This window comes from Mesorhizobium sp. M0030, assembly GCF_040323695.1.
GTDB lineage: Bacteria > Pseudomonadota > Alphaproteobacteria > Rhizobiales > Rhizobiaceae > Mesorhizobium.
Map to the genome: position 1 here is coordinate 1 of NZ_JAMYVE010000027.1, position 25,411 is coordinate 25,411.

The window sequence follows — 25,411 nt, forward strand, 5'->3', positions numbered from 1 at the left end:
ACGGCGACGACTGCCTGCAGGAATTGCGCTGGCTCTACGACCGGCGCGATCTCGCAGAGGCCAGGGCTGATCTTGCCGCATGGCTGTCCAAATGGTCCGCCCGCTACCCGCGGCTGACCACCTGGGCGGAAGAAGCCATAGAACAGACGCTGACTTTCTTCCGGCTGCCGCGTCAGCATCACAAGCACCTCAAGTCCACCAACATGCTTGAACGGCTCAACGAGGAAATCCGCCGGCGCACCTATGTCGTGCGCATCTTCCCGAACGCCGAAAGCTGCCTGCGCCTGCGCCTGGTCAGCTGGCCGTCGAAACCAATGAAAACTGGATGGAGGCCAACCGCTATATCAACATGGATGATCTGCGCGAGCACAAGAAGCTCGCTCTACGCCAAGCCGCATGACCAGTTTCATGATCGCCCATTTTGCAGAACTTGACGCACACAACCGTAGGGAAGGGCGGATTTAACCCCCAAAACACCCGCGACAGAGATGCTCAAGTCACGCTCTTCAAAGCCATTCTGATTAGACGTGACGCTGCGTTCGCAAAGGGTATCGAGCGGGTTAGTTATGTATGAAAACTGTGACGCCCCGATCGAGCACGGATTCGCACGCATATTTCTCTAACCCACGCCTCTCGGGCGAATGAACCGCCTCTCTGCTTACTCTGGCCGTGCCGTCTTCTTCTCCCGCGGCAGTTCGCGTCTTTGTTTGCAGACGACCACGATCGATTTGTCCCAGCGATCCACTCGCCGCTGGGATAGATGATTGCTTTGCTGATCTTGAGGAACGATGGCCTGATCCGCATGCAACGCGCCCGTTCGAAGAGTCCCGTCGCTTACCTGGCCGTGACAGCGAGCGATGACTTATTCAGGGGTGAGCAAGTTGAGGGTCAGGCATTGGCGGGACAGATAGCAGAGTTGTGCAACAGATTGTTGCACCCGCGACCACGTCGGTAGAGACCCGAGGAGAAATGTCGGCGGCATCACCGCGGACGCTCGTGGTGACCCGAAGCTCTCAATAGAGCTCAATGACCGCTTTGCGTCTAATATGACAGGTCGAGCGCGCTACCCTCTTGCCTGAAAACCGGAACGGCCGGTTGCCGAATGGCTAGTTATCCAGAACCAATCTGACTTTCTGGGCGAGAGCTTGGAGGGTAGCGGGTTTCTGCAGGAGTTGAACGTTTGGATCGATGATCCCATTGCGAACTATGGCATCACGTGCGTAACCGGACGTAAAGAGCACCCTCAAGTCAGGCCGCAATTCAACGGCAGCATCCGCAAATTCCCGACCGTTCATTCCGGGCATGACAACATCCGTCAGCAGCAAGGAAACGTCTCCTCGATCCTCAAGAATGCGCAGGCCTTCAACCCCATTCTCAGCAGAAATCACCGAATAGTCGAGATCCTCGAGCATTTGCATTGTCAGTTGTCTTACACTCGCCTCGTCCTCGACGACGAGGATCAATTCCTCTGGCTTGCCATTGGCAACGTCTTGGCTGTTCGCCCGCCGTGCTCCATCGGCGGGACCATTGTGCCTTGGCAACCAGATGCTGATGGTAGTCCCCACCCCCAGTTTTGAATCGATTTTGACATAGCCACCGGACTGCTTGACGAAGCCAAACACCTGACTCAGCCCAAGGCCGGTTCCCTTGCCGACACCTTTGGTGGTAAAAAACGGCTCGAAGGCTCTTTCCAGAACCTCCGCGCTCATACCCGAGCCCGTGTCCCTCACCGCAATAAGGACGTAGGGGCCGGGGGAAATGCCATGATCTGCAGCAACCGACTGGTCGACCAGGAGTGCAGAGGTTTCGATTGTCAGGGTTCCGCCCTCCGGCATGGCATCGCGAGCGTTGACCGCCAGATTTACGAGGACATTTTCGAGTTGGCTGGGATCAGCGAGCACTGCACCGTCATCGGATTGCACGACCGTATTGAGTGTTACGTGCTCGCCCAGGGTCCGGCGCAAAAGCTCCGACATATCCTGCACCATCCGGCCGACGTCGAGGGATTCAGGGGAAAGCGGCTGCTGCCGGGAAAAAGCCAGTAGCCTTTGCGTCAGCATGGCAGCTTTGTGGGCACCCTCGGTCGCGGCTGCGATCAGTTGGTGCACGCCGGGCTCGCCGCGGTCGACGCGCCGCTGGATCAAGTTGAGTCCTGAGATGACAACTCCCAACATGTTGTTGAAGTCGTGCGCGATACCGCCCGTGAGTTGCCCCACCGCCTCCATTTTCTGGCTTTGGCGCAGCTGATCCTCCAAATTCCTGCGGACGTTGAGGGGGAGCCGTCATCTGATGCTGGCCTCCGATCCAGCCAGCATCTTGAATCACAAAACCACTCTCACGGGAATCCCGCAGATTCAGTCAAAATCTGAACTGCTCTAAGCGTCCATTCAAGCGGCTCGTGATCTGGTTGCTCGTGCCACATCACTTGACGGAAGTCGCGGCGGTCAACCTGCTGGCCGCATATCGGGCCAAAGGTCGAAACGGTCTTGTCCGTCTGCCGGCGAATGTGGTTTGCCGGGGATGCGTGGGCCAAGGGCTGCTATTCTGGTCATGCTCGAACGAACACGATTCCGCGGCAAAAGTTCCGTCAGTTTGGTCTTCTCAGTTGGTGAAAGACATCGCACCAAAAGCGGAAGTCATTTGGTCGGCCGTCGAAATGTGCCTCCAAAGCGCAGTGCGCCACGGCGGTCGGCGCTTCAAGCCCATAGAGTTCGATCGCAGATTGAGCGGCCTGACCTTGGTCGACGAGATCGGCAATCTTCAAAGCCGTAAATCAGCGCTCCGCATTGCGAGCCTTCCGGTATGAGTTCCGAGCCTAAGACGCTCCTGAGTAGGCTTTTCGCCCTTATTATTTTCTCTGCCGCCGGCGCCACTGTCTATTGTCGGTGGCGAGGCCGCTGCCACCTTCTGAGCGGGCGAGCGATGGAGTGCCTTCGACGGTGAAGACGATTCCGGCGTCTTCAAACGCTTTGCGGATCGCCGCGATGTTGTGGGGACGCGATTTCCTGAATCCGTTCTCAAGATCGCTGATGGCCATTTCGCTAAGATCTGCCTTTGCGGCAAGTCGCACACGCGACCAGTTCAGTAGGGCTCGTGCTGCTCTGGATTGATCTGCTGAGAGTACGGTTCGGCTGTCCATAAACAGTCGAACATTCAATATCGCTTAAATGTTCCTCTTGACCTTCTGCGATTTCTAACGGCGTGATGCCGGCCTCTCGGGTAACGCGGCGGGGTTTTCCAATAACTTTGCGGAACGCTGATCGTCACGCCGCAACGTCTTCTTTTTCGGCTTGGTCTTCTCAACCAGATCTGGCCTTTTCGCTATCAGGTAGTCAGCCTTGTTCGTTCGATAGTCTTCTTTGTGGATGGACATTTCTACAATCTCCATTGTGGAGATCAACGCGGCTGGAAGCCGACAAGGTCGATCCGAACGGCGCACCGTCCTAATACGAGTCTTGTCGACCATACCAGTCGTCGACGTCTCGCCGCACGCGATCCTTCTCAATGCCGTAGCGTTCCTGGATCGTACCTTCGAGCTGATCGCGGTTGCCGGCTATGCGGTCGAGATCATCATCAGTGAGCTTGCCCCACTGCTCCTTGACCTTACCTTTGAATTGCTTCCAATTTCCTTCGACGCGATTCCAGTCCATGACGGCGATCTCCTTTCGTTGTCCTTTCGAATAACGGTCGTATGGCTGTCAGGTTCCGCTGCAGGTAAGCGCGCTTGCTTGTGATCTAGCAATGGAACCTAATGCCCGTCGACCGCATGTGTGCGCCGGCCTTTTCCGGTTTGGGAACACAGCCGGCCTTTTGCCGTTGGTCTGGAACAGCTTCGCAAGGAAATGCACGTGCTCGCCGATCCGGGCATCTGGGTCGCGTTGGCGGCTGTGTTCATCCCTTATGGAGTCGATGTCGCACTGCTTCTGAGGGTAGCCGGTTGATGGACCTGCCAGCGCTGCTCTGGCGTCAGATGAGCGGATTTCCATAGAAGCCGCCTCAACTTGGCGGCGGGGGGTCTTCGCGTTCGGCCATCTGTTCCAAGAGCTTCCTTGACGCAGCCAGGACGCGGCGTACGTGGGGAGTTGAGTTCGCCGACCATATCGATGGCGAAGGCGCCGGACAGGGCGCCACACGTCTTGGCGGGGCGCTCTGAGGGCGTTGGCGATGTCATCGAAGATCGCTTCCATCGGTCGAGTCTCGAACGCCGAACCTGTGAATCCCCTGTTTGTTCCGTCAAAGTCTAACGATCAGGGAAGCGCCATTGAAAGCACGTGCAGTAACGGTTGATTCAACCATTGCTGGTAAATGTGGGTGGCGGCTCCGACAGTTCGGGGTGGAACTCAATGCCGAAGCCGCCTGCGCAGCCAAGGTTGGGGTTTGACCGCGCCGTCCTATAATGGGACAGCGCGGTCAACGATTCGTTAAAACGTTCTGGAACTAATTAAGCACGCGCTAATTGACTCGCGGTCTCGGGAGTCAGTGCATGCGTGAAGTTCATTCCTCCGATGGTGCCGATTTTGGCGGGACAGGCCTCCCGAGGGCATTGCACAGCGTCACGTACCGGCCGCCGCCTTCGTCTTCCCTCTTCTTAGAGATCCGCCATTCGTTGGGCGAGTGGGTTGTTCGCATCATAGGGAGGAACGGTGAAACGTATTCCCGAGCATTCGAATATGAAGCAGATGCCGTCGCTTTCGCTGGCGATCAGTCTTCTCGTCTAGGATTGGAAGCTCCCCCGAAGCGAGCAACTTGACGAAATCAGCGAGAGACGCGCTGAAGCAGAGCGACTATCTGTTTCGCGGTCTCGTCGGTCCCGATCACTGGCGACTGTCGTGCGTCATCTTTCTGTATGATCGATGACGCCTGTTCGGGGGTGGTATCATCCTCCAGGTCGAACTCACGGACTCCGATGGGGGTTCTTGCCTTACATCTCACACATGGATTTTTGGTGCGAAGCCAATTCATAGTGATTGGGCCGACGTGCGGCCTGATTGAAGGTCAAAAGCTACTTCGGCGGCTGCGAACAGCCTAGTCTATGACCTCGCCACCGAACAGCCGGAACCTAAGCGCTTAATGGAGCTTAAGGCTCCATGAGTACACGCGGTATCAATTTCCTCGATCGCTGGGATCGGCAACAATCTCCCCGAAACGGCGAAGGCCGACACGGTTTCGATAAGTGAGTACACACACAAATTGTACGCCGACGCTAAGGCGCTCGGGATCAGGCGCGAAGAGATCGACGAAGAAGTTGACAGCCTATATCGGACGCTGGTCGATGCGCCTTCGGAACTTACCCCCCCTATAAATTAGCAGGGGAGGCACGGCATTCTTCAAGCCGTCGCTCTTCTCCTTTCCCGATAGCTTCACCGGACATCGCGCTGGCCGACACCTTCTTGCGCAATGCCGCAGTGTGCCTCGATGGCGCTGACCGGGCGGCGGATCTGGGCAGGCGCAATGCGGCCCTTCACGCCATCGCCATCGCCATTGAATTGCTCCTGAAGTCGCATCTTCTCAGAACAGCGACCGACGATCGCTGGAATCGCCGCCATATCGGGCACGATCTCGGCAAGGCCGCTCGTTACGCCGAGAGAGCTGGATTGGGCCTGCCACCGCAACTGCACAGCGTCATCGCCCAGCTTCATCCTCATTTTCAGCGTGGCGGCTTCCAACGGGACCCAGCGCGTTCATGGCCGTCCGGTTTATCGCTCGACGCCCGCCACATCGCGCGGCGGCTTGCTCAGACTCTCATGGAACATAAGCGTCGCGCTAACGACGCCGCTGCTCCTGACTTGAAGATGACCCCACCCCCGCGATCCATTGCGCTGATCCTTGGTCCAGCCGACGGCCTGACGCCATCAACCCGCAAGGGGTCGGACTACGCGAAGCGTGCCGCCGCTCCGGCTTCGCCTTCGCGGTGATTGCGGCCATCCGCCGAACACATCGGGCGCCTGTCAGCGGGGGAGGGTCCTCCGCTTCAAACAGGAGCCGGATCGATGTCCCTCGCCGACGCGCATGCCTTCGCCTTCAGCCTCGCCGCCACCCTCATGGTCGCCATCGTCATCTTTCGTGCCGGCGACGGCACTCTCTCGGTCGTGCCGGCGAACGAGTATGACGGCGACGACACCGCCATCATCGGCGAAATCGACCGTTCGCCCCAGGACGGGGCTAACATTGCCGCTGGCGAAACAGAGCTTTGGCATCTCGCCGGTGCTTTTCGTTGCTATGCTCTGCGCGGCGTTGCGGTGGTGGTGGAAGGCGCAATCGCCAGAGCTATTCTCGGAGACACCACCATGATCATCCTCGGCATGTTCGTTTGTATCGCGGCCATCAGCATCCTGTGCTGGTTGCTCTTCACGCTTGCTATCTTCGCCCTTCCGTTGTTCGCAGGGGTCAGCGCAGGTACGTGGGCATTCAACACCGGCGCCGGCTGGCTTGGCGCGATCCTCGTCGGCATCCTGGCAGCCGGGTTGACGCTCGGCGTCGGCCAAATCCTCCTCGGCGTTATCAGCTCCATGTGGGCGAAGCTGGCGATCACGCTTGTCTTCGTCGCGCCTGCGATGGTTGCCGGCTACCATGCCACCCATGGCATCGCGAAGCACATGATGCCTTCGGAAACCTGGCAGGTCGTCTTCTCCGTCATTGGCGCGACCGCCGTCGGCGTCACGGCATATCTGCGGGTCGCGGGCATGACGTCAGCCGACCAATCCGGCAGGGACGTGGTTCGAGCCTAGACCCCCGCGGGCGGCGCAGGTGGACCAGACCGACGAAGGCCTAGCCTCCTCATTATCGGTGGTTGGAGCAATCGGGTTCCATGCCAGGATCGAGCAACGGCCACGTGCCGGCGCGGCCCCGTCTGGGACTTGGACTTTCTTTGGTCGATGCCCATGGCAGACCGACAAGTCGGTAGCAGGACGGCAGCGCGCGCGGTGGCGGCGGCGTTGCAGGTGCGCGGAATCTGTGCCTGGAATGCGTGGGCGATGCCGGTGAAGCCTGTAGCGATCTGCCGGAGGCGCGTTGCACGCCAACGTCTCCGTTCCCAATCTGTCCCAAGAGCGCTCCAAACGGCCTCTTCAATGGGCTGATCTGGCCGAACGACGGCTGAAGCCTCGACCGCCTAGGCCGCAACGGCGCATCTCGACTTTCTTCCCCTGCCGGCTCCCACCCCATGCCGCAAGCGCATGGGGACCCCGAGCGCCGCCATTCCTCGCGAGACAAGAAAGTCGTTCCTGCGCCGTCCTCCGCGTTGCTCCGGTCGCAAGCGATGCGTCGTCGGTCGCCTTCGGCCACCCGATCGCCATCGAGGCCGCATGGTGCGGGCTCGGGAACAGAAAACGGAGACTTACAATGGCTACCATCGGCACCTTCAAGAAGACCGCCTCGAACGAATTCACCGGGGACATCGTCACCCTCAGCGTCCAAGCCAAGAACGTGCGCATCGTCCCAGACACACGCGCCACCGGCGAGAACGCTCCCAGCCACCGGGTGCTGGTCGGCCGCGCCGAGATCGGCGCCGCCTGGTCGAAGACCTCCAACGAAGGCCGCGATTACCTGGGTCTCAAGCTCGACGATCCGAGCTTCAACGCCCCGATCTACGCCAACCTCTTCGACGACGAGGAAGGGGAGGGTTTCTCGCTCATCTGGTCCCGCCCGAACGCGCGGCGGGGTGACTAAGGACCCGCGCAGGCCCCGGCCGGAAGGCCGGGGCCTTCTTCCGCGGACGTCCGGTTCGATTCACTCAAGCCGAGAGCGATGCCGAAACCGCATCGCCTGATGCTTATCAACCGTCCTCCATCGGCGCTGTTGTTTCTATAAAATGCAGGCTTTCACTGTGAAGACGAGGCAAGCGATGATCGAGCCGTTTGACGAAACCGCGCCGACCAGTGACGAACTCACCGAATACGATCGGGAACACGTCAAGCTCTATGTGCGCCTGCTTGACGCCGCCGACGACGGCGCGGACTGGCGCGAGGTGGTCGAAATCCTCTTCGGCATTGATCTGACGAAGGAGCCACAACGCGCCCGGCGCATCCACGACAGCCATCTGGCGCGAGCGCGCTGGATGGCGCGTGCAGGCTACCGTCATCTCTTGCGTCGACCCGGCAACTAGCACCACAGCGCCTGTGGTTCGCGGGTGATGCCGAAGTGGCATCACCCGATGCCCGGCAAGGGTCTTCCGCCAATCGCTACAACCCGGAATCGTTTGGAGGCGGGGTCTACGCGTTGTTTGCGAGGAGCTCTTGGATGAGGCCGGATACGTCGCATTGGCGAGACAATGCCAGCTATGATTATTTTGATACATTACCTATCGAAGGGCTCGCCTGGGAGTGTCTGCGGCGTCACCAACCCTATCAACGGCACTACCAAGCGCTCCTTACCACAAGATCCGAAAAAGCACCCTTCCACCCTGAGGCACAGCGGCAGTGGGGGTTGCGATTTCCCGGCCACGCCGGATTTGTCCGCCTTGGCGCAAGACGTTCTGTGGTCGCCTGACGTCGATCCAGCTGTGGTTTCTCTCGTGCCGGCGCCGGAATTCCTGTCGTCCTTGCGATCGGCGCCGTTGACCGGCCTGGGCGTGGTCCACGACAGCCCGGAAGGACGCCACACTGTCCATAGTGCAGGTGTCGTCACCCAACTTCTCCTTCTGCCCGGCAGTGACCCGCACGGTCACCTGGCGGCGCTGATCCCCTTGGACGCAGAAACATTGGGACGGATCGAAGCACTCACCCGTTTCTGGCGTTCGTTGCAGGGGCGCCCCAAACCTTCGGACACGCGGATGACCCCGCAGCAGCGCCGCCGCTTTCGTCTGATGATGCAGGCCGCTGACGGCCATTCGAATGGCGCGAGCTACCGCGACATTGCCGTCGCCCTTTACGGGTCTAAGCGCGTCGCTGCCGATCCCTGGAAAACTTCCGCACTGCGCGACGCGGTGATCGGCCTGGTCGAAGGTGCCACCGCCATGATCGGCGGTGGCTATTTGCAAATCCTGCGTCATCGCCGCCGATCCTAGCGGGTCTGGCCGCGCAAAAGGGGTGGAGTTTTAGCCCCCCTCAACTTCCCCATCCCTGACGAAGCTTACTCTCCGCCACCGTGGTCTCCGCCCACCGCTGAACGCCAGCGGCTGCCCAAGACCCCACGGAGGTTCGACCCATGCGACCCGATATCGCCGTTTTGCCGCCGCGCTTCCTGCGCACCAAGGAGGCCGCGGATTTCCTCAGCCTGTCCGCCCGCACGCTCGAAAAGCACCGGACCTATGGCACTGGTCCTTCCTACCGCAAGCTCGGCGGCCGTGTCGTCTATGCCGTCGACGATCTTCAGGCGTGGGCCGAACGCGGCGCTGTCACGTCTACATCCGATCCGCGGGGGTCGGTCCTGCCGGCCAAGCGTCACACGCCGACGCCGCCGACGCACGGCGGACGATACGCACGCTGACCGCGCGCGGATTTCCAATGGTGGCTCGAAACCAATCCCTTTCGGAGCGCGGGCAGCTCGACCTGTTCCGGGCGCTGCCTGGCGACTTCGCCCCACGAGACGCGCAGGATCTCATGGCCTATCCGTTCTTCTCCCTTTCCAAGACGCATCGCATCACCCCGATCGATTTTGCGGCCGGCAACGTCACGATCCGGGTCGAAGCCGTGCCCGATCATGGCATGGCGACCATCTGGGACGCCGACATCCTGATCTGGGCCGCAAGCCAGATCGTCGAGGCGCGCGACGCGGGCCTTCGCACCTCGCGCCTGATGGCCGCCACACCCTATGAGATTCTCACCTTCGTCGGCCGCGGCAAGAGCCTGCGCGACTATCAGCGCCTGAAGGCGGGGCTTGACCGGCTGCAGTCGACCACCGTCTCGACGACGATTCGTCAGCCCGCCGAAGGCCGGCGTCACCGCTTCTCATGGATCAATGAGTGGCAGGAGCGCATCGATCGCCATGGCAAACCCGCGGGGATCGAGTTGATCGTCCCCGACTGGTTCTACCAGGCAGTCCTCGATGACGCGCTCGTGCTGACGATCGACCGCGCTTATTTCGACCTGACTGGCGGGCTGGAGCGCTGGCTCTATCGGCTGGTGCGCAAGCACGGCGGACGCCAGCCCGACGGCTGGCGCTTCGACTTCCGTCACCTTCACCAGAAATCCGGCAGCCTGTCGCCCCACAAGCGCTTTGCCTTCGAGCTGCGCGACATCATCCGCCGCCAGCCGCTGCCCGGCTACACCCTTGCGCTGGAAGTGGAGATTGGCGGCCGGGTTCTGCTTGCCTTCGAGCGGATCGGCTCCTGTGGAAGGCCTGTGGACGGCCTCGTGCTATCGGGAACCGGACCTATCGTGCCATCGGGAACCGCAGGCTCGTGCTATCAGGAACCGAAACGGCGCCTAACCCTGGGAAAGCAAAGCCGAAATCGCGCCCTTAACTTAGACTCTAACCCAGATTCTAACTTTGAAGCGCGCGCGCAAGATGGGCAGAGGCTCGTACGGCGAGCCAGCCACGCACTCAGCGTAACCACCAACAACACCCCCAACACGTCGACGGTTTCTGGCGGTCGCATCACGGCAACCAGCGCTTCCGAAGGTCCGACTCCGCCGCTTGATCCGCGCTCGGGAGCCGCCCGATGAGCGCCGCACCCCTAAATCGAAAGAGCCGTGTCGGGAAGGCAACTTTGACGCTGCATCTCGCCGGTGAATTGGCCTGCAAGGGAAATCAGTTCGCGACCTTCGTCGTGCGCCCCACCACCGACATGACGACTCAGGAGCGCGCACGCATCGCCGCTTTCGAGAACGACGTCATCGTCGCCGAAACGCTGCGCGCGAGGCTCGCGCGCGAAATTCCCACCACATCAGGAGAACCGAAATGACTGGCATTGCGGCTCCCCGCACGCGCGGCGCATTCCCGGCCACGCACCACGCTGCCGATAATCTCGTCCATGTCGAACTGACCTGGGTCGAGAAGAGGATCGAGAACTGGATACGGTTCGGCACGCCCGCCCAGGAACAGATCGTCGATCGTCGCCGGCGGATCCTGTCCTATCGTCCCGGCGTGGTCTTCGCCTTCGTGCGATGGGCGGCGAACGACTTCGGAACGATCATCTCACGCATCGACATCGTGCGTGCGGTCGCGTCTGGCGAAGCCTATCAGACACTGCCCTTCGTGCGACCCGGCGGCGACATCCTGCTGAAGGTCGAGAGCTGGCCCAAGGTCGAACGCGTGCTGCAGGCGATTGACGCCATCCAGCGCCTCGGCATCGAGCCTGAGTTGGTGTCGCCTGATCATTGGCGGCACATCCACAACCGGATAACCGCCGGCAATGCGCCGCGCAGCTACACACTCGACCAACATCGTGCCTTCCTGCTGCGCAAGAGGACTGAGCCGTGACGCGCGCCGGGATCATCTTAGCCAGCGTTATCGCAACCATGGGCGTCGGTTATCCCGGCCTCACTTCGATGCCCGCGAAGCTCATCTGGAATGCGTCAGCCAGCGCACCGATCGGCTTCTACACGATCGACTTCGACGGACCCTTCGAGGTCGCCGATCTTGTGGCCGTCGACGCGCCCGAGCCGCTCGCGGCGTTCCTCGCCGATCGCGGCTATCTGCCGAGGGGCGTGCCACTCCTGAAGCGCATCCTTGGCGTATCGGGGCAACGGGTCTGTCGCTCGAACCTCACCATCACGGTCGATGGTATCGAGGCGGGGATGGCGTTGACGCGTGACCGGGCCGGTCGTGACCTGCCGGTCTGGCAGGGCTGCCGCCGCATCGCGAGCGGCGAAGTCTTCCTGATGAACCGGCATGTCCGCGACAGCTTCGACGGCCGCTACTTCGGCCTCCTCTCCACCAGACGGATCATCGGCCGCGCCGTTCCGCTGTGGACAGACGAGGACGGCAACGGCCGCTTCGAATGGCGCGCGCCAACGCGGTGAGCGCGCGACCAGCGGCGCGCGTCGTGGCGCCAGTCTTCATCACCGCACGACTCGAAAACAGGAGCCTGACATGCAACAGATCGGAGAATTCACGCGCCAGAAGACTGGCTATAGCGGGCGCATCCACACGCTCAGCCTCAACCTGGATATTGCCATTGTGGCGGCAGAGGCGAGCGAAACGGAGAATGCGCCTGACTACCGCATTCACGCCGCAAGCGAGGACGGCCCCGAGATCGGCGCCGGCTGGAAACGCTCCAGCGAAAAGGCCGGAGACTATGTCTCGATCCAGCTCGACGACCCGACCTTCGCGCAGCCGATACGCGCCAACCTCTTTCGCAATGGCGACGACAAGACGTCCTGGTCGCTGCACTGGGCGCGCCCGCGCGACCGTAGCGAGAAGGATTGAACGATGCGCGCTCGCCGTCCGTCGACGAGCCATCGCGGTGCGCCCGGGCCGCTTCGCGCTGCCTGGCGCATGGCTCTGCTCCTCCTTTGCGGCCTGTCCGTCGCGACCGTCATGCCGGCGGCAGTGGCGCAGGAAACACCTCTCACACGATCGTCGCAACGCGATCCGTTCGGCGCGCATATCGCAGAAGCCTCGCACCGCTTCGGCGTCCCGACCGCGTTGATACGCGCCATCATGCGCAAGGAGAGTGCGGGCGATATGCGTGCCGTCTCCAGCGCAGGCGCCCGCGGCTTGATGCAGATCATGCCCGGAACATGGGACTATCTGCGCGCCCGCTGGTCGCTTGGCCGCGATCCATTCGATCCCCGGGACAACATCCTGGCTGGAACGGCGTACCTGCGCGAACTGCACGATCGCTTCGGCTCTCCGGGATTTCTGGCCGCCTACAATGCGGGACCTGCACGCTACCAGGCCTACCTCACTGGGCGTCCGTTACCGGCCGAGACCCGCGCCTATGTCGCCGCATTTGCGCCCCTGATCGGTGAAAGCGAGGGTATGCGCCCTTTCGCCGTTACGTCTGTCGAGGCCATTCCCTGGAAGCGCGGCTCGCTGTTCGTCGGTCAGCCGGATCGCAAACAAGCTGTCGCTCGGGTGCCAACCGAGCGACCACCAAATGACGCGAGCTCTGCGCCCACCGTGCGCGATGTGTCCGCCATCGTGCCGCTGTCCGAAGGCCTCTTCGTGGCGCGAGCGGGCGAAGGGATACAGCCATGAGCGCACATGGGCGTCTTTGCGCAACCGCAAGCTCCAGCGCACCATGGCGTGGGTGGAGGCGGAAAATGTGCAGAACAACCGAAGGATGGCGAGATAAAAGGCCGCGAGGTGCGGCGTCGATCGGTTGTGCTGTTTCAAGAGGTTATGTGGCATTTCCGCGAGGTGCGAACAAGTGGCGCACCTCGCCGGAACACCGTTTCACCTGTGATTTCGGTGCCTTGAGACGATGTGCGGATCTTCACGATGACTGACGAGGATGGTTTCCGCATCCGGCCCGGCCGCATCCGCTCGCCCAGTGCCCAGCGCGCCAGGCCCTTCATCGCGCAGGCGCTTGCCGCCGCCCGGAAGGCCGGCGCCCGCATCTCTCGCTCCGGCCGGATCAGCCCGGGCAATCGCTCGACCTTCGGGCGTGGCCGCTCGGCGAGCGTGCGCGCCAATCGTCTCCTCACCGGCCGCTCGCGAGCCGTGATCATCAAGACACGGCTGGTGCGCCATCACGCGCGCGGCGCCCCGCTTGCCGCTCATCTCACCTATCTGCGCCGCGAGGGCGTCACCCGGGACGGGGAGAAGGCAAGGCTGTTCGGGCCGGAGGACGGGGAGGTGGATGGCGGTGCTTTTGCCGAGCGGTGCGGCGATGATCGGCACCACTTCCGTTTCATCGTCTCGCCGGAAGATGCCGTCGACATGGCGGACCTCAAATCCTTCGCCCGCGATCTGATGGGTCAGATGGAAAAGGACCTCGGCACGAAACTGGATTGGGCTGGCGTCGATCACTGGAACACCGACAATCCGCACCTTCACATCATCCTGCGCGGCCGCACTGATGACGGGCAGGATCTCGTGATCTCCCGCGATTACATCAAGGAGGGAATGCGCGCCCGCGCCGCCGACCTCGTTACCCAGGAGCTCGGCCCGCGCACCGATCTCGACATCCGCCGCAATCTGCAGCGTCAGGTCGAGGCCGAACGTTGGACCCAGCTTGACCGGCAGCTTGTTCGCGATTGCCGCGACACAGGCGTTGTCGATCTTGCGTCCCCGGCGAGCGCTCAGCCCGATGAGTATCACGTGCTGAAGGTCGGGCGGGCGCGCAAGCTCGAAACGCTTGGCCTTGCCGAACAGGTCGGCCCAGGCCAATGGAGGATCGACGAAAAGGCCGAGGCGACGCTGCGCGAGCTTGGCGAACGCGGTGACATCATCAAGCGGATGCACCGCGCCCTGACAGAACAGGGCATCGAGCGCGGGTCGGCGACCTATGTGCTCGCGGCGGAGCGCCTCGACACGCCAATCGTCGGTCGGCTGGTCGACCGTGGTCTCGATGACGAGTTGAAGGGCAGTGCCTACGCCGTGATCGATGGCACCGACGGCCGCACCCATCACATCAAGCTGTCCGATCTCGATGCCGCCGGCGACAGCGCTCCGGGTTCCATCGTTGAGCTGCGCAAGTTCCATGACGCGCAGGGACATGGGCGCGCAGCACTCGCTGTCCGTTCCGATCTCGATATTGAGCGGCAGGTTACCGCCGCCGGCGCCACCTGGCTCGATCGCCAGAACATCGCCCGCGAACCGACTGCGTTGTCGGAAGGCGGCTTCGGCGCCGAGGTGCGGCAGGCGATGCAGCTCCGTGCCGACCACCTCGTCCAACGGGGCCTCGGCGAGCGGCATGGCCAACGCACAACCTTCACCCGCAACCTGATAGACACGCTGCGTCGCTGCGAGTTGGAGGCGCTCGGCGAAAAGCTCTCGGCCGAAACCGGCCAGCCGTTCAACCGCGTTCGCAGTGGTGAGTTTGTGGCCGGTTCCTACCGGCAACGTTTCACGCTCGCCTCCGGCCGCTTCGCCATGATCGATGACGGCCTCGGTTTCCAACTGGTGCCTTGGACGCCGTCCCTGGAAAAACATCTTGGCAGCCACGTCTCTGGCGTCGCTCGCAATGACGACGGCATCGACTGGAGTTTTGGCCGCAAGCGAGGCCTCGGCATCTAGTCTCAATTTGAAGAAAGGACTGCAGCATGTCCGCCACCAAAATTCTCTGGGGCCAGATCCTCGCCGTCTTGATGATCGTACTGTTCACGACCTGGGGCGCGACGGAGTGGGTGGCCTGGCGCCTGGCATTCCAGCCCGAGCTGGGCAGGCCATGGTTCCGTGTCCTGGGCTTTCCGTTCTACCTTCCGCCGTCATTCTTCTGGTGGTGGTATGGCTTCGATGCCTACGCGCCGTCGATCTTCGTAGAGGGAGCCTTTATCGCGGCTTTCGGCGGTTTCGCCTGCGTCGCCGTCGCCATCGGCATGTCGGTCTGGCGGGCTCGAGAGGCCAAGAAGGTCGAGACCTACGGCTCCGCCCGCTGGGCCGACAAGCAGGAGGTCAAGGCAACGGGCCTTCTCGGCTCCGATGGGGTGGTGCTTGGGCGCTTTGACGGCGCCTATCTGCGCCACGATGGACCGGAGCATGTGCTGTGCTTTGCGCCCACACGTTCGGGCAAGGGTGTCGGCCTGGTCGTCCCGTCGCTGCTGACCTGGCCGAGCTCCGCCGTCGTTCACGATATCAAGGGCGAAAACTGGCAACTCACCGCGGGCTTCCGCGCCATGCATGGGCGGGTCCTGCTGTTCGATCCCACCAATCCCAAATCCTCATCCTACAACCCGCTGCTCGAGGTGCGTCGCGGCGAATGGGAAGTCCGCGACGTTCAAAACATCGCCGACATCCTGGTCGATCCCGAAGGCTCGCTCGAGAGGCGAAACCATTGGGAGAAGACCAGCCATGCCCTGCTGGTCGGCGCGATCCTGCACGTCCTCTACGCCGAGCCGGTCAAGACGCTTGCCGGCGTCGCCGGATTCCTCTCCGATCCAAAGCGTCCGATCGAATCGACGTTGTCCGCGATGATGAAAACCGCGCATCTGGGGCAGGCTGGTCCGCACCCGGTCATCGCCAGCGCCGCGCGAGAGCTCTTGAACAAATCAGACAACGAACGCTCCGGCGTGCTGTCCACCGCCATGTCATTTCTTGGCCTCTATCGCGATCCTGTCGTGGCAGAGGTCACGCGCCGCTGCGACTGGCGCATCAGCGACCTTATCGACGACGAGCATCCGACGACACTCTACCTCGTCGTGCCGCCGTCCGACATCAATCGGACCAAGCCGCTCATTCGCCTGATCCTCAATCAGATCGGCCGCCGCTTGACTGAAGATCTGCAGGTCAGGGCGAAAGGGCACCGGCTGCTCCTGATGCTCGACGAGTTCCCGGCGCTTGGCCGCCTCGATTTTTTCGAATCGGCGCTCGCCTTCATGGCCGGCTACGGGCTGAAAAGCTTCCTGATCGCTCAATCCCTCAACCAGATCGAGAGGGCGTACGGCGCCAACAATTCGATCCTCGACAACTGTCATGTCCGGGTAAGCTTTGCCACCAATGACGAGCGCACCGCCAAGCGCGTGTCCGACGCGCTGGGAACAGCGACCGAGATGAGGGCCATGAGGAACTATGCCGGCCACCGGCTGTCTCCGTGGCTCGGTCATCTCATGGTCTCCCGCTCGGAGACGGCTCGCCCGCTGCTCACGCCGGGTGAAGTCATGCAGCTGCCGGCGACCGACGAGATCGTCATGGTCGCGGGTGCGCCGCCGATCCGCGCCAAAAAGGCGCGCTATCATGAGGATGCTCGCTTCCGGGAACGTATCCTGCCGCCGCCGCTGCTGAGGGCGGCGGCGGAGGAGGGGAGGCCGGACGACTGGACGAACCTGCCTCTGCCTTCTCGTCCGCAGATTGCTGAAGCCATGTCGGCGCCGTTGGCCACGGATGACGACACAACTGATTCCGAGCGTCGTCGGCAACCCGAGCTCAGTCGCGTCGAGCAGGTCGTGAAGCCTTCGACCGAGAACGAATTCGAGATCGATCACCTGGATGACGTGGAGGACGAGGTTGCCCGCAACCGTCGACTGACGCGCCTGATGCAGGGCGTTGCGCGGCAGGCGTCGCTCGACCCCGGCGACGGCGTGGATATGTGAGGCTCCCATGGTAAAGCCACCTCGCAAGCAACGCCTGTCCGTCTATCTCGATCCGAAGGTCATGAGCAGGCTGGCCGAACATGCGGCGCGCCGTGATTTTTCACGGTCGCTCGTCGCGGAGGCGGCAATCGAGTCGTTCCTCTCACCCGATGCCGCCGACCGGCAGGAGGCGGCGATCACCAAGCGGCTTGACCAGCTGGACCGCCGTATGACGCGCCAGGAGCGCGATGTCGCGATTGCCGTGGAGACGCTCGCTGTTTTCGTCCGCTTCTGGCTGGCGACAACGCCGGCTTTGCCCGAGCCCGCGGCACAGGCAGCCCACTCCAAGGCTGGCGAGCGCTATGATGCCTTCGTCACCGCGCTCGGCCGGCGCCTGGCGAGAGGTCCAAAGCTTCGGCAGGAGATCTCCGAGGACATCGATGGCGGTCTGGACACACACCAGCCCGGCACGCCCGCGCGCTGAACGGACTGGCGGACCGAGATTTTGCAAGCATCGATATGTCAAGCATATCAAAGTATTGTAACGATATGTTGTCATGGAACTCGCGTTGCCAACCTGTCGGGGGGTTTGGCAGACAAGAGCTAGACAGCCGCAGGGCAGGGTCGCTGATACGGGAACCATGTTGGGCGCGAAATCCGCAATTCAAGATCCGTGATTGCATGAGGGACCACGCCTTTATGAGCTTCTAGAAAAAGCAGCCGTCTGAGCCGAACCAGTTATCTCAGTGGCTAGGCGGTGTCAGGATCTTTTCGTTGAAAATTATAGTCTGTATGCTATAAGGCAAAGGGCGAATGAAAAACCAAAAGCTCACGGTATGGATGGGATCGTCGAAGGATGACCTGCGCGAGTTTCCGGTCGATGTTCGCCGGTTGATGGGTGTCGCAATCAACGACGCCCAGAATGGTGAGGAGCACCCGGCTGTCAAAGCCCTGAAAGGGTTTGGGGGCCGCAGCATCCTCGAGGTGGTCGACGACTTCGACGGAGATACCTACCGCGCCGTCTACACCGTCCGCTTCGCTGGCGTGATCTACGTCCTTCATTGCTTCCAGAAGAAGTCGAAGAGGGGCAGGGAGACACCCAAGCATGAAATCGATCTCGTCACAGTACGATTGAAGGCGGCCGAGGCGCACTATCGTGAAAACTATGGGAAAGGAACAAAGTCATGACGGAAGACATCACCGCCGAAGTGAGCAGCGGCAACGTGTTTGCGGACCTCGGCTTTGACAATCCCGAAGAGGAATTGCTCAAGGCCAAGCTGGCCCGCGAGATCCGCGCCATTATCAAGCGCCGGCGCCTGACCCAGGCGAAGTCGGCTGAACTGCTCGGAATGAAACAGCCCGACGTCTCCGCGATCGCCACAGGGCGAACGGGTAAGTTTTCAATAGACAGGCTGGTTCGCTGTCTGGACCGGCTCGACTACAAGGTCGACGTGGTGGTTCGCCACAAGCCTCGACGGTCAACTCGTGCTGAAGCCGCGTGATCTGACGGCTTTACCGACGAGCGCACAATTGACGGCGAGCGCCGCCCTTGCCTGAAGATCGCCGGCCTTGATCACAGGTCGGCACCGCCAATCTCCTGTATTTGCACGCTACGCCACTACGCCTCGATATAGGTGTTGAAACCACTCGAGATGCGGCTCTCTTAATCATCCCCGTCCAGGGGCCGTCCATGTTCCCCCGGATCGAAACGGGGACAGGATGGCAGCTTCGCCTCACAATTCAGAAGGTCTGGCGCGCGGCGCACGCATGCTGCGCACAGCGCTCGGACCTGCGATCGCGCGCTATCTCGACGACGCCGGCATCGTCGAAGTGATGCTTAATCCCGATGGACGTTTGTGGATCGACCGCCTGTCCGAGGGGTTGTCCGACACAGGAGAGCGTTTGTCAGCAGCGGACGGCGAGCGCATCGTTCGCCTCGTCGCTCATCATGTCGGTGCCGAAGTCCATGCCGGCGCCCCACGTGTCTCGGCCGAGCTGCCCGAGACGGGGGAGCGGTTCGAAGGGCTTCTTCCTCCCGTCGTCGCGGCGCCCGCCTTCGCGATCCGCAAGCCCGCCGTCGCCATCTTCACCCTCGAAGATTATGTCGCGACCGGAATCATGTCGGCGCAGCAGGTGGACGCGCTGCGCCAGGGCGTTGCCAACCGCGCGAACATCCTCATTGCAGGCGGCACCTCCACGGGCAAGACCACGCTGATCAACGCGCTGTTGGCCGAGGTGGCCAAGACCGTCGATCGCGTCGTGATCATCGAGGATACGCGGGAACTGCAATGCGCAGCGCCGAATCTCGTGGCGATGCGAACGAAAGACGGTGTCGCGTCGCTCTCCGATCTTGTTCGCTCATCGCTGCGCCTGCGCCCCGACCGCATTCCAGTCGGAGAGGTGCGCGGGGCCGAGGCGCTCGAACTGCTCAAGGCCTGGGGCACCGGCCACCCCGGCGGCCTTGGCACGATCCACGCCGGCAGCGCCATAGGTGCGCTCCGAAGGATGGAGCAGCTGATCCAGGAAGCCGTGGTCACGGTTCCACGCGCGCTGATCGCCGAGACGATCGACCTGGTTGCCGTCCTTTCCGGCCGCGGCTCAGCCCGCCGACTGTCCGAACTCGCCCGTGTCGATGGCCTGAGCCCGGACGGCGATTACCGGGTCGCGCCAGCCGTCCTCGAGGGCGACGACAGCCCGACCTTGCTCATCCAAAGCCCTGAAGGAGAAATTCCATGATCCAACGCCTGCGCCTCGCGCGCCATCGTCTCGCCATGACCGTCTCCGGTGCCACGCTCATCCTGGTGATGGCCGCGCCCGCTTATGCCTCCGGCTCGTCAATGCCGTGGGAACAGCCGCTGCAACAGATCCTCCAATCGATCGAAGGTCCGGTCGCCAAGATCATGGCGGTGATCATTATCATCGTAACCGGCCTGACGCTCGCCTTCGGCGACACGTCTGGCGGCTTCCGCCGGCTCATCCAGATCGTGTTCGGCCTGTCCATCGCTTTCGCGGCGTCGAGCTTCTTCCTGTCGTTCTTCTCGTTCGGCGGCGGAGCGCTGGTCTGATGGCGGGCGCTGTCGAACAGGGCGGCCCAATGCCGGATTATACAGTGCCCGGCTATACGGTCCTTGTACACCGCGCGCTGACGGAGCCGATCCTGCTCGGTGGCGCCCCGCGCGCCATTGCGATCATGAACGGGACGCTCGCGGGCGCCGTGGGGCTGGGGCTGCGTCTGTGGCTCGTCGGCATCGCCATCTGGGCGATCGGCCATGTTGCCGCAGTCTGGGCGGCCAAGCGCGATCCGCTTTTCGCCGACGTCGTTCGCCGGCACCTGCGCATACCCGCGCATCTCACGGTCTAAGCGAGGTCGCACCTATGATGAACCTTGCCGAATATCGCAACCGCAGCAGCCGGCTCGCCGACTTCCTGCCCTGGGCGGCATTGGTCGGCGCTGGAATCGTCCTCAACAAGGACGGCAGCTTCCAGCGCACCGCGCGTTTTCGCGGTCCCGATCTCGACAGCGCCGTGCCGGCCGAACTGGTCGCCGTCGCCGGCCGGCTCAACAATGCCTTCCGCCGCCTCGGCTCCGGCTGGGCGATCTTCGTCGAGGCACAGCGCCATGCCTCGACGCGCTATCCCGACAGCAGCTTTCCGGATGCGGCCTCGACGCTGGTCGATGCGGAGCGCAAGGCGGGCTTCGAGGAGGCCGGCGCGCATTTCGAGTCCAGCTACTTCCTGACGCTCACCTATCTTGCGCCCGCCGAAGACACCGCCCGCGCGGAAAGCTGGCTCTACGAAGGGCGGGAGAAGAAGGGCCTCGACCCCAATGAGGTGCTGACCGGGTTCACTGACCGCAGCGACCGCGTCCTGCGCCTAGTCGAAGCCTTCATGCCGGAGTGCCGCTGGCTCGATGACGCCGAGACGCTGACCTATCTGCATGGCTGCGTCTCGACCAATCGCCACCGTGTCCGCGTTCCCGAAACGCCGATGTATCTCGATGTCCTGCTGGCCGACCAGCCGCTGACCGGCGGGCTTGAGCCGCGGCTTGGCGCGTTGCATCTGCGCATTCTCACGGTCACGGGGTTCCCGACCGCGACCACGCCGGGTCTGCTCGACGAGCTGAACCGGCTGGCCTTCCCGTATCGCTGGTCGACACGCGCGATCCTGCTCGACAAGACTGATGCGACCCGGCTGCTGACAAAGATCCGGCGTCAATGGTTCGCCAAGCGCAAATCGGTCGCCGCGATCCTCAAGGAGGTGATGACCAACGAGGCGTCCGTCCTCGTGGACACCGACGCCGCAAACAAGGCCGCTGATGCCGACATGGCGCTCCAGGAGCTCGGCGCCGACTATGCGGGCATGGCTTATGTCACCGCGACGGTGACTGTTTGGGACGATGATCCTGGCATCGCCGACGAGAAACTGCGCCGGGTCGAAAAGGTCATCCAGGGCCGCGATTTCACGGCAATTATCGAAACCATCAACGCCGTCGACGCCTGGCTCGGCAGCCTGCCGGGTCACGTTTACGCCAACGTCCGTCAACCTCCCATCTCCACCCTCAATCTCGCCCACATCATTCCGCTTTCCGCGGTGTGGGCGGGCGAGGTGCGGGACGAGCATCTTGCAGCGCCCCCTCTGCTTTTCGGCAAGACCGAAGGCTCGACCCCGTTCCGGCTTTCGCTTCATGTCGGCGACGTCGGCCACACGCTGATCGTCGGCCCGACAGGCGCGGGCAAGTCCGTGCTCTTGGCGCTGATGGCGCTGCAGTTCCGCCGCTATGCGGGGTCACAGGTATTTGCCTTCGATTTCGGCGGCTCGATCCGCGCGGCGGCACTCGCCATGGGCGGCGACTGGCATGATCTCGGCGGCGATCTCAGCGATGGAGCGTCCGATAGCGTCAGTCTTCAGCCGTTCGCGCGCATTCACGATGTCCCCGAGCGCGCCTGGGCCGCCGACTGGATCGTGGCGATCCTGACGCGTGAGAATGTGACGATCACGCCTGAGATCAAGGAGCATATCTGGACGGCGTTGAGTTCTCTGGCGTCCGCGCCTGTCGAGGAGCGCACCATCACCGGCCTGGTCGTGCTGCTGCAATCAAACGATCTCAAGCAGGCATTACGTCCCTATTGCGTCGGAGGTCCCTATGGCCGCCTGCTCGATGCCGAGCACGAGCATATCGGATCGGCGTCGGTCCAGGCATTCGAAACCGAGGGGCTGATCGGAACAGGTGCCGCGCCCGCCGTCCTGTCCTATCTCTTCCATCGCATCGAGGACCGGCTCGATGGCTCGCCAACCCTTCTCATCATCGACGAAGGCTGGCTTGTGCTGGACGATGAGGGCTTTGCCGGCCAGCTCCGCGAATGGCTAAAGACGCTGCGCAAGAAGAACGCCAGCGTCATCTTCGCCACGCAGTCGCTCAGCGACATTGACGGCTCGGCAATCGCGCCCGCGATCATCGAGAGCTGCCAGACCCGGCTTCTCCTGCCGAACGAGCGCGCCATCGAGCCGCAGATCACGGCGATCTATCGTCGATTCGGCCTCAACGATCGGCAGATCGAGATCATCGCGCGGGCGATGCCAAAGCGCGACTATTACTGCCAGTCCCGACGCGGCAACCGGCTGTTCGAGCTCGGTCTGTCGGATGTGGCACTCGCGCTCTGCGCTGTATCCGCGAAGACCGACCAGGCCGCGATCGCCAGCATCGTCGCCGAGCATGGCCGCGACGGGTTCCTCGCTGCCTGGCTCACCCACCGTGGCGTCGGCTGGGCCGCTGAACTCGTTCCCGCCCTAACCAGCCCCGCCCTCACCAACAAGGAGAAGTCCCCATGAAACAACGCCGTTCCCTTGGCATGCGGTTCGCCGCCGCACTGCTTGTCGCTCCTGCCGCGCTCTCGCCGATGCTGGCGACGCCGGCACAGGCCTTGATCGTTTTCGATCCCTCGAACTATTCGCAAAACGTCCTGACGGCAGCGCGCTCGCTCGAACAGATCACCAACCAGATCACCTCGCTTCAGAACGAAGCGCAGATGCTCATCAACCAGGCCCGCAATCTCGCGAGCCTGCCGTTCTCCTCTCTGCAACAACTCCAGCAGTCCGTGCAGCGTACGCAGCAACTGCTCGGTCAGGCGCAGAACGTTGCCTATGACGTCCAGCAGATCGATCAGGCTTTCCAGCAGAAATACGGCAACGTCTCGCTGTCGGCTTCGGATCAGCAACTCGTCGCCGACGCGCGCTCGCGCTGGGGCAACACGGTTGGTGGCCTTCAGGACGCTATGCGTGTGCAGGCGGGCGTCGTCGGCAACATCGACACCAATCGCAGTGAGATGTCGGCGTTGGTCGGCCAGAGCCAGGGTGCGACCGGCGCGCTTCAGGCAACACAGGCCGGCAACCAGCTCCTCGCGCTCCAAGTGCAGCAGCTCGCCGATCTCACCGCTGTCGTCGCCGCGAACGGTCGGGCGCAGGCGTTGCAATCGGCCGAACAGGCCACCGCCGTCGACCAGGGCCGAGAGCAGCGCCGGCGCTTCCTGACGCAGGGCTCGGGCTACCAGCCCGGCAGTGCGCAGATGTTCTATGGCAAGAACTGAGGTCGGCGCGATGGAAGGCAAGCTCCTCGCTCGTGTCAGTGCGGTCATCTTCATCGCGGTCGCTTTGACAGTGACCGCGATCGAGATGAGCAGCAAGGACGATGAGCCTGACGCCCTTGGGACACGGGACCGTTCCACCGCGTCACAAGACCCGCTCGCGTTCGAATTGCGCCGCTGTTCCGGGATCGGCGAGGCCGGTCCTCGCGATCCCGGTTGTCTGAAAGCGTGGGCAGAGAGCCGGCGCCGGTTTCTCGCTCCAGGTGACTCGGCAACGGCGCCTGCTGCCGTTGCCCCGAAAACGTTATTCCCTGATGTGCCGGCGTCAGCCGACCGGAAAGGAGGGACGCGGATGGATGTGACCACTCCCGCGATGCAGGTCGAGCCTCCTCGGCCGGAGGCTCGCTGACATGGGCGGCATGGGCGTCATCGACCATTTCCTCGAAGTCTTCACGCGCTACATCGACAGCGGCTTCGGCCTGCTCGGCGGGGAGGTCGGCTTTATCGCCACAACCCTGATCGTCATCGACGTGACGTTGGCTGCGCTCTTCTGGTCCTGGGGTGCGGACGACGACATCATGGCGCGCCTCGTCAAGAAGACCCTATTCGTCGGCGTCTTCGCCTATCTCATCTCCAACTGGAACAATCTCGCCCGCATCGTCTTTGAAAGCTTCGCCGGGCTTGGCCTGAAGGCCTCGGGTACGGGTTTTACCGTCAACGATCTCATGCGCCCGGGCAAGGTGGCGCAGACCGGGCTCGATGCCGGCCGGCCGTTGCTGGACTCGATCTCGAACCTGATGGGCTATTGGTCCTTCTTCGAGAACTTCATCCAGATCGCCTGCATGTTCTTCGCCTGGGCGCTGGTGCTGCTGGCCTTCTTCATCCTGGCAATCCAGCTTTTCGTCACGCTGATCGAATTCAAGCTGACCACGCTCGCCGGTTTCGTGCTCATTCCCTTCGGTCTGTTCGGCAAATCCGCCTTCATGGCCGAGCGGGTGCTTGGCAACGTCATCTCGTCCGGCATCAAGGTGCTGGTGCTCGCCGTCATCATCGGCATCGGCTCAACGCTCTTTTCCGAGTTCACCGCGGGGTTCAGCGGCAACACGCCGTCGATCGACGATGCCATGGCGATCGTGCTGGCCGCGTTGTCGCTGCTCGGCCTTGGCATATTTGGACCTGGCATTGCCAACGGCCTCGTCTCCGGCGGCCCGCAACTCGGCGCGGGTGCTGCGGTCGGCGCTGGGCTCGCCGTCGGAGGCATGGCAGCAGTCGGCACTGCGGCCGGCGGCGCAGTCGTGTCTGGAGGCGCGGCTGTCAGTGGCGGTGCTGCAGCGGCGGCCCGTGGCGGTGCCGCCATGGCGGGCAGGGCGTCCACAGCCTACGGCCTCAGCGCGGCCGGAGAGTCTGGCTTTTCTGGCGTCGCATCCGGGCTCGGCGGTGTCATCAGAGCCGGCGCCCAAGGTGCCATCTCACCGCTCAAGCGTGCGGCCAATAATGCGGCAGGCAGCATGAAGCACAGCTACCAGTCGGGCGCTCGCGCTGCCTTCGAGACGACGGGCGGGTCATCCACGGCTGGCACAATCGGCGCGAACGCGCCCGAAGCCGGCTCCGCACCCGTCGCGTCCTCCGCAACCGAAAGTCAGCCAGCCTGGGCGAAGCGCATGAAGCGCTCGCAACAGATGACCCATGGCGTCCAGGCCGCCGCCCACGCCGTTCGCAGTGGCGACAGCCATGGCGGCGGCTCCTCGATCAACCTCTCTGAAAGTGACTGAG

At 62.7% G+C, this 25,411-nt stretch carries 30 protein-coding genes and 2 pseudogenes; 27 read left to right on the forward strand and 5 right to left on the reverse strand.

Annotation, left to right across the window (positions count from 1 at the left end; all coding sequences use genetic code 11):
- Positions 1-400, forward strand: a pseudogene (locus NKJ80_RS30305) (transposase); the annotation flags it as partial.
- A gap of 706 nt (positions 401-1,106) precedes the next feature.
- Here NKJ80_RS30305 and NKJ80_RS30310 read toward each other — a convergent pair.
- Positions 1,107-2,255 carry an ATP-binding protein gene (locus NKJ80_RS30310; RefSeq protein ID WP_023690463.1) on the reverse strand — a complete coding sequence of 383 codons (1,149 nt, stop codon included), beginning with the start codon at positions 2,253-2,255 and terminating at the stop codon, positions 1,107-1,109.
- Positions 2,256-2,398: 143 nt separating this feature from the next.
- Here NKJ80_RS30310 and NKJ80_RS30315 point away from each other — a divergent pair, with 143 nt between their 5' ends.
- Positions 2,399-2,806 carry a hypothetical protein gene (locus NKJ80_RS30315; RefSeq protein ID WP_156936055.1) on the forward strand — a complete coding sequence of 136 codons (408 nt, stop codon included), beginning with the start codon at positions 2,399-2,401 and terminating at the stop codon, positions 2,804-2,806.
- A 42-nt stretch (positions 2,807-2,848) separates the two neighbouring features.
- Here NKJ80_RS30315 and NKJ80_RS30320 read toward each other — a convergent pair whose 3' ends face one another.
- From NKJ80_RS30320 to NKJ80_RS30330, 3 genes are all read right to left on the reverse strand, one after another.
- Positions 2,849-3,139 (reverse strand): helix-turn-helix domain-containing protein, encoded by a 291-nt coding sequence (locus NKJ80_RS30320; RefSeq protein WP_031203328.1) that lies wholly within the window; start codon positions 3,137-3,139, stop codon positions 2,849-2,851.
- A gap of 54 nt (positions 3,140-3,193) precedes the next feature.
- Entirely contained in the window at positions 3,194-3,373 is a 180-nt protein-coding gene (locus NKJ80_RS30325) for a hypothetical protein (protein WP_023697507.1), read from the reverse strand.
- A gap of 70 nt (positions 3,374-3,443) precedes the next feature.
- Positions 3,444-3,650, reverse strand: a complete 207-nt coding sequence (locus tag NKJ80_RS30330; RefSeq protein ID WP_023690464.1) for a CsbD family protein — start codon at positions 3,648-3,650, stop codon at positions 3,444-3,446.
- A gap of 1,437 nt (positions 3,651-5,087) precedes the next feature.
- Between NKJ80_RS30330 and NKJ80_RS30335 the strand changes: the two are divergent.
- A pseudogene (locus tag NKJ80_RS30335) lies at positions 5,088-5,307 on the forward strand (DUF768 domain-containing protein).
- Between the two features lie 53 nt (positions 5,308-5,360).
- Here the strand turns inward: NKJ80_RS30335 and NKJ80_RS30340 are convergent.
- A complete protein-coding gene (locus tag NKJ80_RS30340) occupies positions 5,361-5,639 on the reverse strand; it encodes a hypothetical protein (protein ID WP_023694917.1) in 279 nt (92 codons plus the stop codon).
- A gap of 351 nt (positions 5,640-5,990) precedes the next feature.
- Between NKJ80_RS30340 and NKJ80_RS31550 the strand changes: the two genes are divergently transcribed.
- From NKJ80_RS31550 to trbL, 24 genes are all read left to right on the forward strand, one after another.
- Positions 5,991-6,728: a hypothetical protein gene (locus NKJ80_RS31550; protein WP_502902255.1), complete on the forward strand. Its 738-nt coding sequence runs from the start codon at positions 5,991-5,993 to the stop codon at positions 6,726-6,728.
- 613 nt (positions 6,729-7,341) lie between these two features.
- Positions 7,342-7,668 (forward strand): DUF736 domain-containing protein, encoded by a 327-nt coding sequence (locus NKJ80_RS30350; protein WP_023673530.1) that lies wholly within the window; start codon positions 7,342-7,344, stop codon positions 7,666-7,668.
- Positions 7,669-7,843: 175 nt separating this feature from the next.
- Complete coding sequence (locus tag NKJ80_RS30355) at positions 7,844-8,104, forward strand: DNA -binding domain-containing protein (RefSeq protein ID WP_023673529.1); 261 nt, start codon at positions 7,844-7,846, stop codon at positions 8,102-8,104.
- 134 nt (positions 8,105-8,238) lie between these two features.
- Entirely contained in the window at positions 8,239-8,487 is a 249-nt protein-coding gene (locus NKJ80_RS30360) for a transcriptional regulator domain-containing protein (protein WP_084013101.1), read from the forward strand.
- Positions 8,459-9,004: a DUF2285 domain-containing protein gene (locus tag NKJ80_RS30365; protein ID WP_023673528.1), complete on the forward strand. Its 546-nt coding sequence runs from the start codon at positions 8,459-8,461 to the stop codon at positions 9,002-9,004. The genes NKJ80_RS30360 and NKJ80_RS30365 overlap by 29 nt, the downstream gene beginning before the upstream one ends.
- Before the next feature lie 140 nt (positions 9,005-9,144).
- A complete protein-coding gene (locus tag NKJ80_RS30370) occupies positions 9,145-9,426 on the forward strand; it encodes a helix-turn-helix transcriptional regulator (RefSeq protein WP_023690466.1) in 282 nt (93 codons plus the stop codon).
- Between the two features lie 17 nt (positions 9,427-9,443).
- Positions 9,444-10,604: a replication initiator protein A gene (locus NKJ80_RS30375; RefSeq protein ID WP_023690467.1), complete on the forward strand. Its 1,161-nt coding sequence runs from the start codon at positions 9,444-9,446 to the stop codon at positions 10,602-10,604.
- Positions 10,601-10,843, forward strand: coding sequence for a hypothetical protein (locus tag NKJ80_RS30380; protein WP_156936056.1), 243 nt, complete (start codon positions 10,601-10,603; stop codon positions 10,841-10,843). Before NKJ80_RS30375 ends, NKJ80_RS30380 begins: the two co-directional genes overlap by 4 nt.
- Positions 10,840-11,361: a DUF2840 domain-containing protein gene (locus NKJ80_RS30385; protein ID WP_023673524.1), complete on the forward strand. Its 522-nt coding sequence runs from the start codon at positions 10,840-10,842 to the stop codon at positions 11,359-11,361. Before NKJ80_RS30380 ends, NKJ80_RS30385 begins: the two co-directional genes overlap by 4 nt.
- On the forward strand, positions 11,358-11,903 hold the full coding sequence (locus tag NKJ80_RS30390; RefSeq protein ID WP_023697510.1) for a S26 family signal peptidase: 546 nt from the start codon (positions 11,358-11,360) through the stop codon (positions 11,901-11,903). The genes NKJ80_RS30385 and NKJ80_RS30390 overlap by 4 nt, the downstream gene beginning before the upstream one ends.
- 70 nt (positions 11,904-11,973) lie before the next feature.
- On the forward strand, positions 11,974-12,309 hold the full coding sequence (locus NKJ80_RS30395; protein ID WP_023690469.1) for a DUF736 domain-containing protein: 336 nt from the start codon (positions 11,974-11,976) through the stop codon (positions 12,307-12,309).
- A 3-nt stretch (positions 12,310-12,312) separates the two neighbouring features.
- A complete protein-coding gene (locus NKJ80_RS30400) occupies positions 12,313-13,083 on the forward strand; it encodes a lytic transglycosylase domain-containing protein (RefSeq protein WP_050588961.1) in 771 nt (256 codons plus the stop codon).
- A 243-nt stretch (positions 13,084-13,326) separates the two neighbouring features.
- Positions 13,327-15,066: a relaxase/mobilization nuclease domain-containing protein gene (locus NKJ80_RS30405; RefSeq protein WP_023697513.1), complete on the forward strand. Its 1,740-nt coding sequence runs from the start codon at positions 13,327-13,329 to the stop codon at positions 15,064-15,066.
- A gap of 26 nt (positions 15,067-15,092) precedes the next feature.
- Positions 15,093-17,078 carry a conjugal transfer protein TraG gene (locus tag NKJ80_RS30410; protein WP_023690472.1) on the forward strand — a complete coding sequence of 662 codons (1,986 nt, stop codon included), beginning with the start codon at positions 15,093-15,095 and terminating at the stop codon, positions 17,076-17,078.
- Between the two features lie 7 nt (positions 17,079-17,085).
- Positions 17,086-17,541, forward strand: a complete 456-nt coding sequence (locus NKJ80_RS30415) for a ribbon-helix-helix domain-containing protein (protein WP_352498911.1) — start codon at positions 17,086-17,088, stop codon at positions 17,539-17,541.
- A 356-nt stretch (positions 17,542-17,897) separates the two neighbouring features.
- Positions 17,898-18,245, forward strand: a complete 348-nt coding sequence (locus NKJ80_RS30420) for a type II toxin-antitoxin system RelE/ParE family toxin (protein ID WP_031203332.1) — start codon at positions 17,898-17,900, stop codon at positions 18,243-18,245.
- Positions 18,242-18,559, forward strand: coding sequence for a helix-turn-helix domain-containing protein (locus NKJ80_RS30425; protein WP_006338687.1), 318 nt, complete (start codon positions 18,242-18,244; stop codon positions 18,557-18,559). Before NKJ80_RS30420 ends, NKJ80_RS30425 begins: the two co-directional genes overlap by 4 nt.
- Positions 18,560-18,776: 217 nt before the next feature.
- On the forward strand, positions 18,777-19,793 hold the full coding sequence (trbB, locus tag NKJ80_RS30430; protein ID WP_023697514.1) for a P-type conjugative transfer ATPase TrbB: 1,017 nt from the start codon (positions 18,777-18,779) through the stop codon (positions 19,791-19,793).
- On the forward strand, positions 19,790-20,122 hold the full coding sequence (locus NKJ80_RS30435) for a TrbC/VirB2 family type IV secretion system protein (protein ID WP_023673516.1): 333 nt from the start codon (positions 19,790-19,792) through the stop codon (positions 20,120-20,122). Before trbB ends, NKJ80_RS30435 begins: the two co-directional genes overlap by 4 nt.
- Positions 20,122-20,418 carry a VirB3 family type IV secretion system protein gene (locus tag NKJ80_RS30440; RefSeq protein WP_023673515.1) on the forward strand — a complete coding sequence of 99 codons (297 nt, stop codon included), beginning with the start codon at positions 20,122-20,124 and terminating at the stop codon, positions 20,416-20,418. Before NKJ80_RS30435 ends, NKJ80_RS30440 begins: the two co-directional genes overlap by 1 nt.
- Positions 20,419-20,432: 14 nt before the next feature.
- Positions 20,433-22,886, forward strand: a complete 2,454-nt coding sequence (gene trbE / locus NKJ80_RS30445) for a conjugal transfer protein TrbE (RefSeq protein ID WP_286456769.1) — start codon at positions 20,433-20,435, stop codon at positions 22,884-22,886.
- Positions 22,883-23,641, forward strand: a complete 759-nt coding sequence (gene trbJ, locus NKJ80_RS30450) for a P-type conjugative transfer protein TrbJ (RefSeq protein ID WP_023697516.1) — start codon at positions 22,883-22,885, stop codon at positions 23,639-23,641. The genes trbE and trbJ overlap by 4 nt, the downstream gene beginning before the upstream one ends.
- Before the next feature lie 10 nt (positions 23,642-23,651).
- Complete coding sequence (gene trbK-alt, locus NKJ80_RS30455; protein ID WP_023697517.1) at positions 23,652-24,047, forward strand: putative entry exclusion protein TrbK-alt; 396 nt, start codon at positions 23,652-23,654, stop codon at positions 24,045-24,047.
- 1 nt (position 24,048) lies between these two features.
- Complete coding sequence (gene trbL / locus NKJ80_RS30460) at positions 24,049-25,410, forward strand: P-type conjugative transfer protein TrbL (RefSeq protein WP_023690476.1); 1,362 nt, start codon at positions 24,049-24,051, stop codon at positions 25,408-25,410.
- Position 25,411: the final 1 nt, after the last annotated feature.

What these genes read in the sequence shown, in the direction of transcription:
- trbE (WP_286456769.1), top strand. Translation starts at nt 20,433, where the DNA reads ATGATGAACCTTGCCGAATATCGCAACCGCAGCAGCCGGCTCGCCGAC.
- NKJ80_RS31550 (WP_502902255.1), top strand. Translation starts at nt 5,991, where the DNA reads ATGTCCCTCGCCGACGCGCATGCCTTCGCCTTCAGCCTCGCCGCCACC.
- NKJ80_RS30350 (WP_023673530.1), top strand. Translation starts at nt 7,342, where the DNA reads ATGGCTACCATCGGCACCTTCAAGAAGACCGCCTCGAACGAATTCACC.
- NKJ80_RS30370 (WP_023690466.1), top strand. Translation starts at nt 9,145, where the DNA reads ATGCGACCCGATATCGCCGTTTTGCCGCCGCGCTTCCTGCGCACCAAG.
- NKJ80_RS30425 (WP_006338687.1), top strand. Translation starts at nt 18,242, where the DNA reads ATGACGGAAGACATCACCGCCGAAGTGAGCAGCGGCAACGTGTTTGCG.
- trbK-alt (WP_023697517.1), top strand. Translation starts at nt 23,652, where the DNA reads ATGGAAGGCAAGCTCCTCGCTCGTGTCAGTGCGGTCATCTTCATCGCG.
- NKJ80_RS30400 (WP_050588961.1), top strand. Translation starts at nt 12,313, where the DNA reads ATGCGCGCTCGCCGTCCGTCGACGAGCCATCGCGGTGCGCCCGGGCCG.
- NKJ80_RS30340 (WP_023694917.1), bottom strand. Translation starts at nt 5,639, where the DNA reads ATGAAGCTGGGCGATGACGCTGTGCAGTTGCGGTGGCAGGCCCAATCC.
- NKJ80_RS30360 (WP_084013101.1), top strand. Translation starts at nt 8,239, where the DNA reads ATGAGGCCGGATACGTCGCATTGGCGAGACAATGCCAGCTATGATTAT.
- NKJ80_RS30385 (WP_023673524.1), top strand. Translation starts at nt 10,840, where the DNA reads ATGACTGGCATTGCGGCTCCCCGCACGCGCGGCGCATTCCCGGCCACG.
- trbB (WP_023697514.1), top strand. Translation starts at nt 18,777, where the DNA reads ATGGCAGCTTCGCCTCACAATTCAGAAGGTCTGGCGCGCGGCGCACGC.
- NKJ80_RS30440 (WP_023673515.1), top strand. Translation starts at nt 20,122, where the DNA reads ATGGCGGGCGCTGTCGAACAGGGCGGCCCAATGCCGGATTATACAGTG.
- NKJ80_RS30395 (WP_023690469.1), top strand. Translation starts at nt 11,974, where the DNA reads ATGCAACAGATCGGAGAATTCACGCGCCAGAAGACTGGCTATAGCGGG.
- NKJ80_RS30410 (WP_023690472.1), top strand. Translation starts at nt 15,093, where the DNA reads ATGTCCGCCACCAAAATTCTCTGGGGCCAGATCCTCGCCGTCTTGATG.
- NKJ80_RS30325 (WP_023697507.1), bottom strand. Translation starts at nt 3,373, where the DNA reads ATGTCCATCCACAAAGAAGACTATCGAACGAACAAGGCTGACTACCTG.
- NKJ80_RS30380 (WP_156936056.1), top strand. Translation starts at nt 10,601, where the DNA reads ATGAGCGCCGCACCCCTAAATCGAAAGAGCCGTGTCGGGAAGGCAACT.
- NKJ80_RS30330 (WP_023690464.1), bottom strand. Translation starts at nt 3,650, where the DNA reads ATGGACTGGAATCGCGTCGAAGGAAATTGGAAGCAATTCAAAGGTAAG.
- NKJ80_RS30320 (WP_031203328.1), bottom strand. Translation starts at nt 3,139, where the DNA reads ATGGACAGCCGAACCGTACTCTCAGCAGATCAATCCAGAGCAGCACGA.
- trbL (WP_023690476.1), top strand. Translation starts at nt 24,049, where the DNA reads ATGGGCGGCATGGGCGTCATCGACCATTTCCTCGAAGTCTTCACGCGC.
- NKJ80_RS30355 (WP_023673529.1), top strand. Translation starts at nt 7,844, where the DNA reads ATGATCGAGCCGTTTGACGAAACCGCGCCGACCAGTGACGAACTCACC.
- NKJ80_RS30435 (WP_023673516.1), top strand. Translation starts at nt 19,790, where the DNA reads ATGATCCAACGCCTGCGCCTCGCGCGCCATCGTCTCGCCATGACCGTC.
- trbJ (WP_023697516.1), top strand. Translation starts at nt 22,883, where the DNA reads ATGAAACAACGCCGTTCCCTTGGCATGCGGTTCGCCGCCGCACTGCTT.
- NKJ80_RS30375 (WP_023690467.1), top strand. Translation starts at nt 9,444, where the DNA reads ATGGTGGCTCGAAACCAATCCCTTTCGGAGCGCGGGCAGCTCGACCTG.
- NKJ80_RS30405 (WP_023697513.1), top strand. Translation starts at nt 13,327, where the DNA reads ATGACTGACGAGGATGGTTTCCGCATCCGGCCCGGCCGCATCCGCTCG.
- NKJ80_RS30420 (WP_031203332.1), top strand. Translation starts at nt 17,898, where the DNA reads ATGGGATCGTCGAAGGATGACCTGCGCGAGTTTCCGGTCGATGTTCGC.
- NKJ80_RS30415 (WP_352498911.1), top strand. Translation starts at nt 17,086, where the DNA reads ATGGTAAAGCCACCTCGCAAGCAACGCCTGTCCGTCTATCTCGATCCG.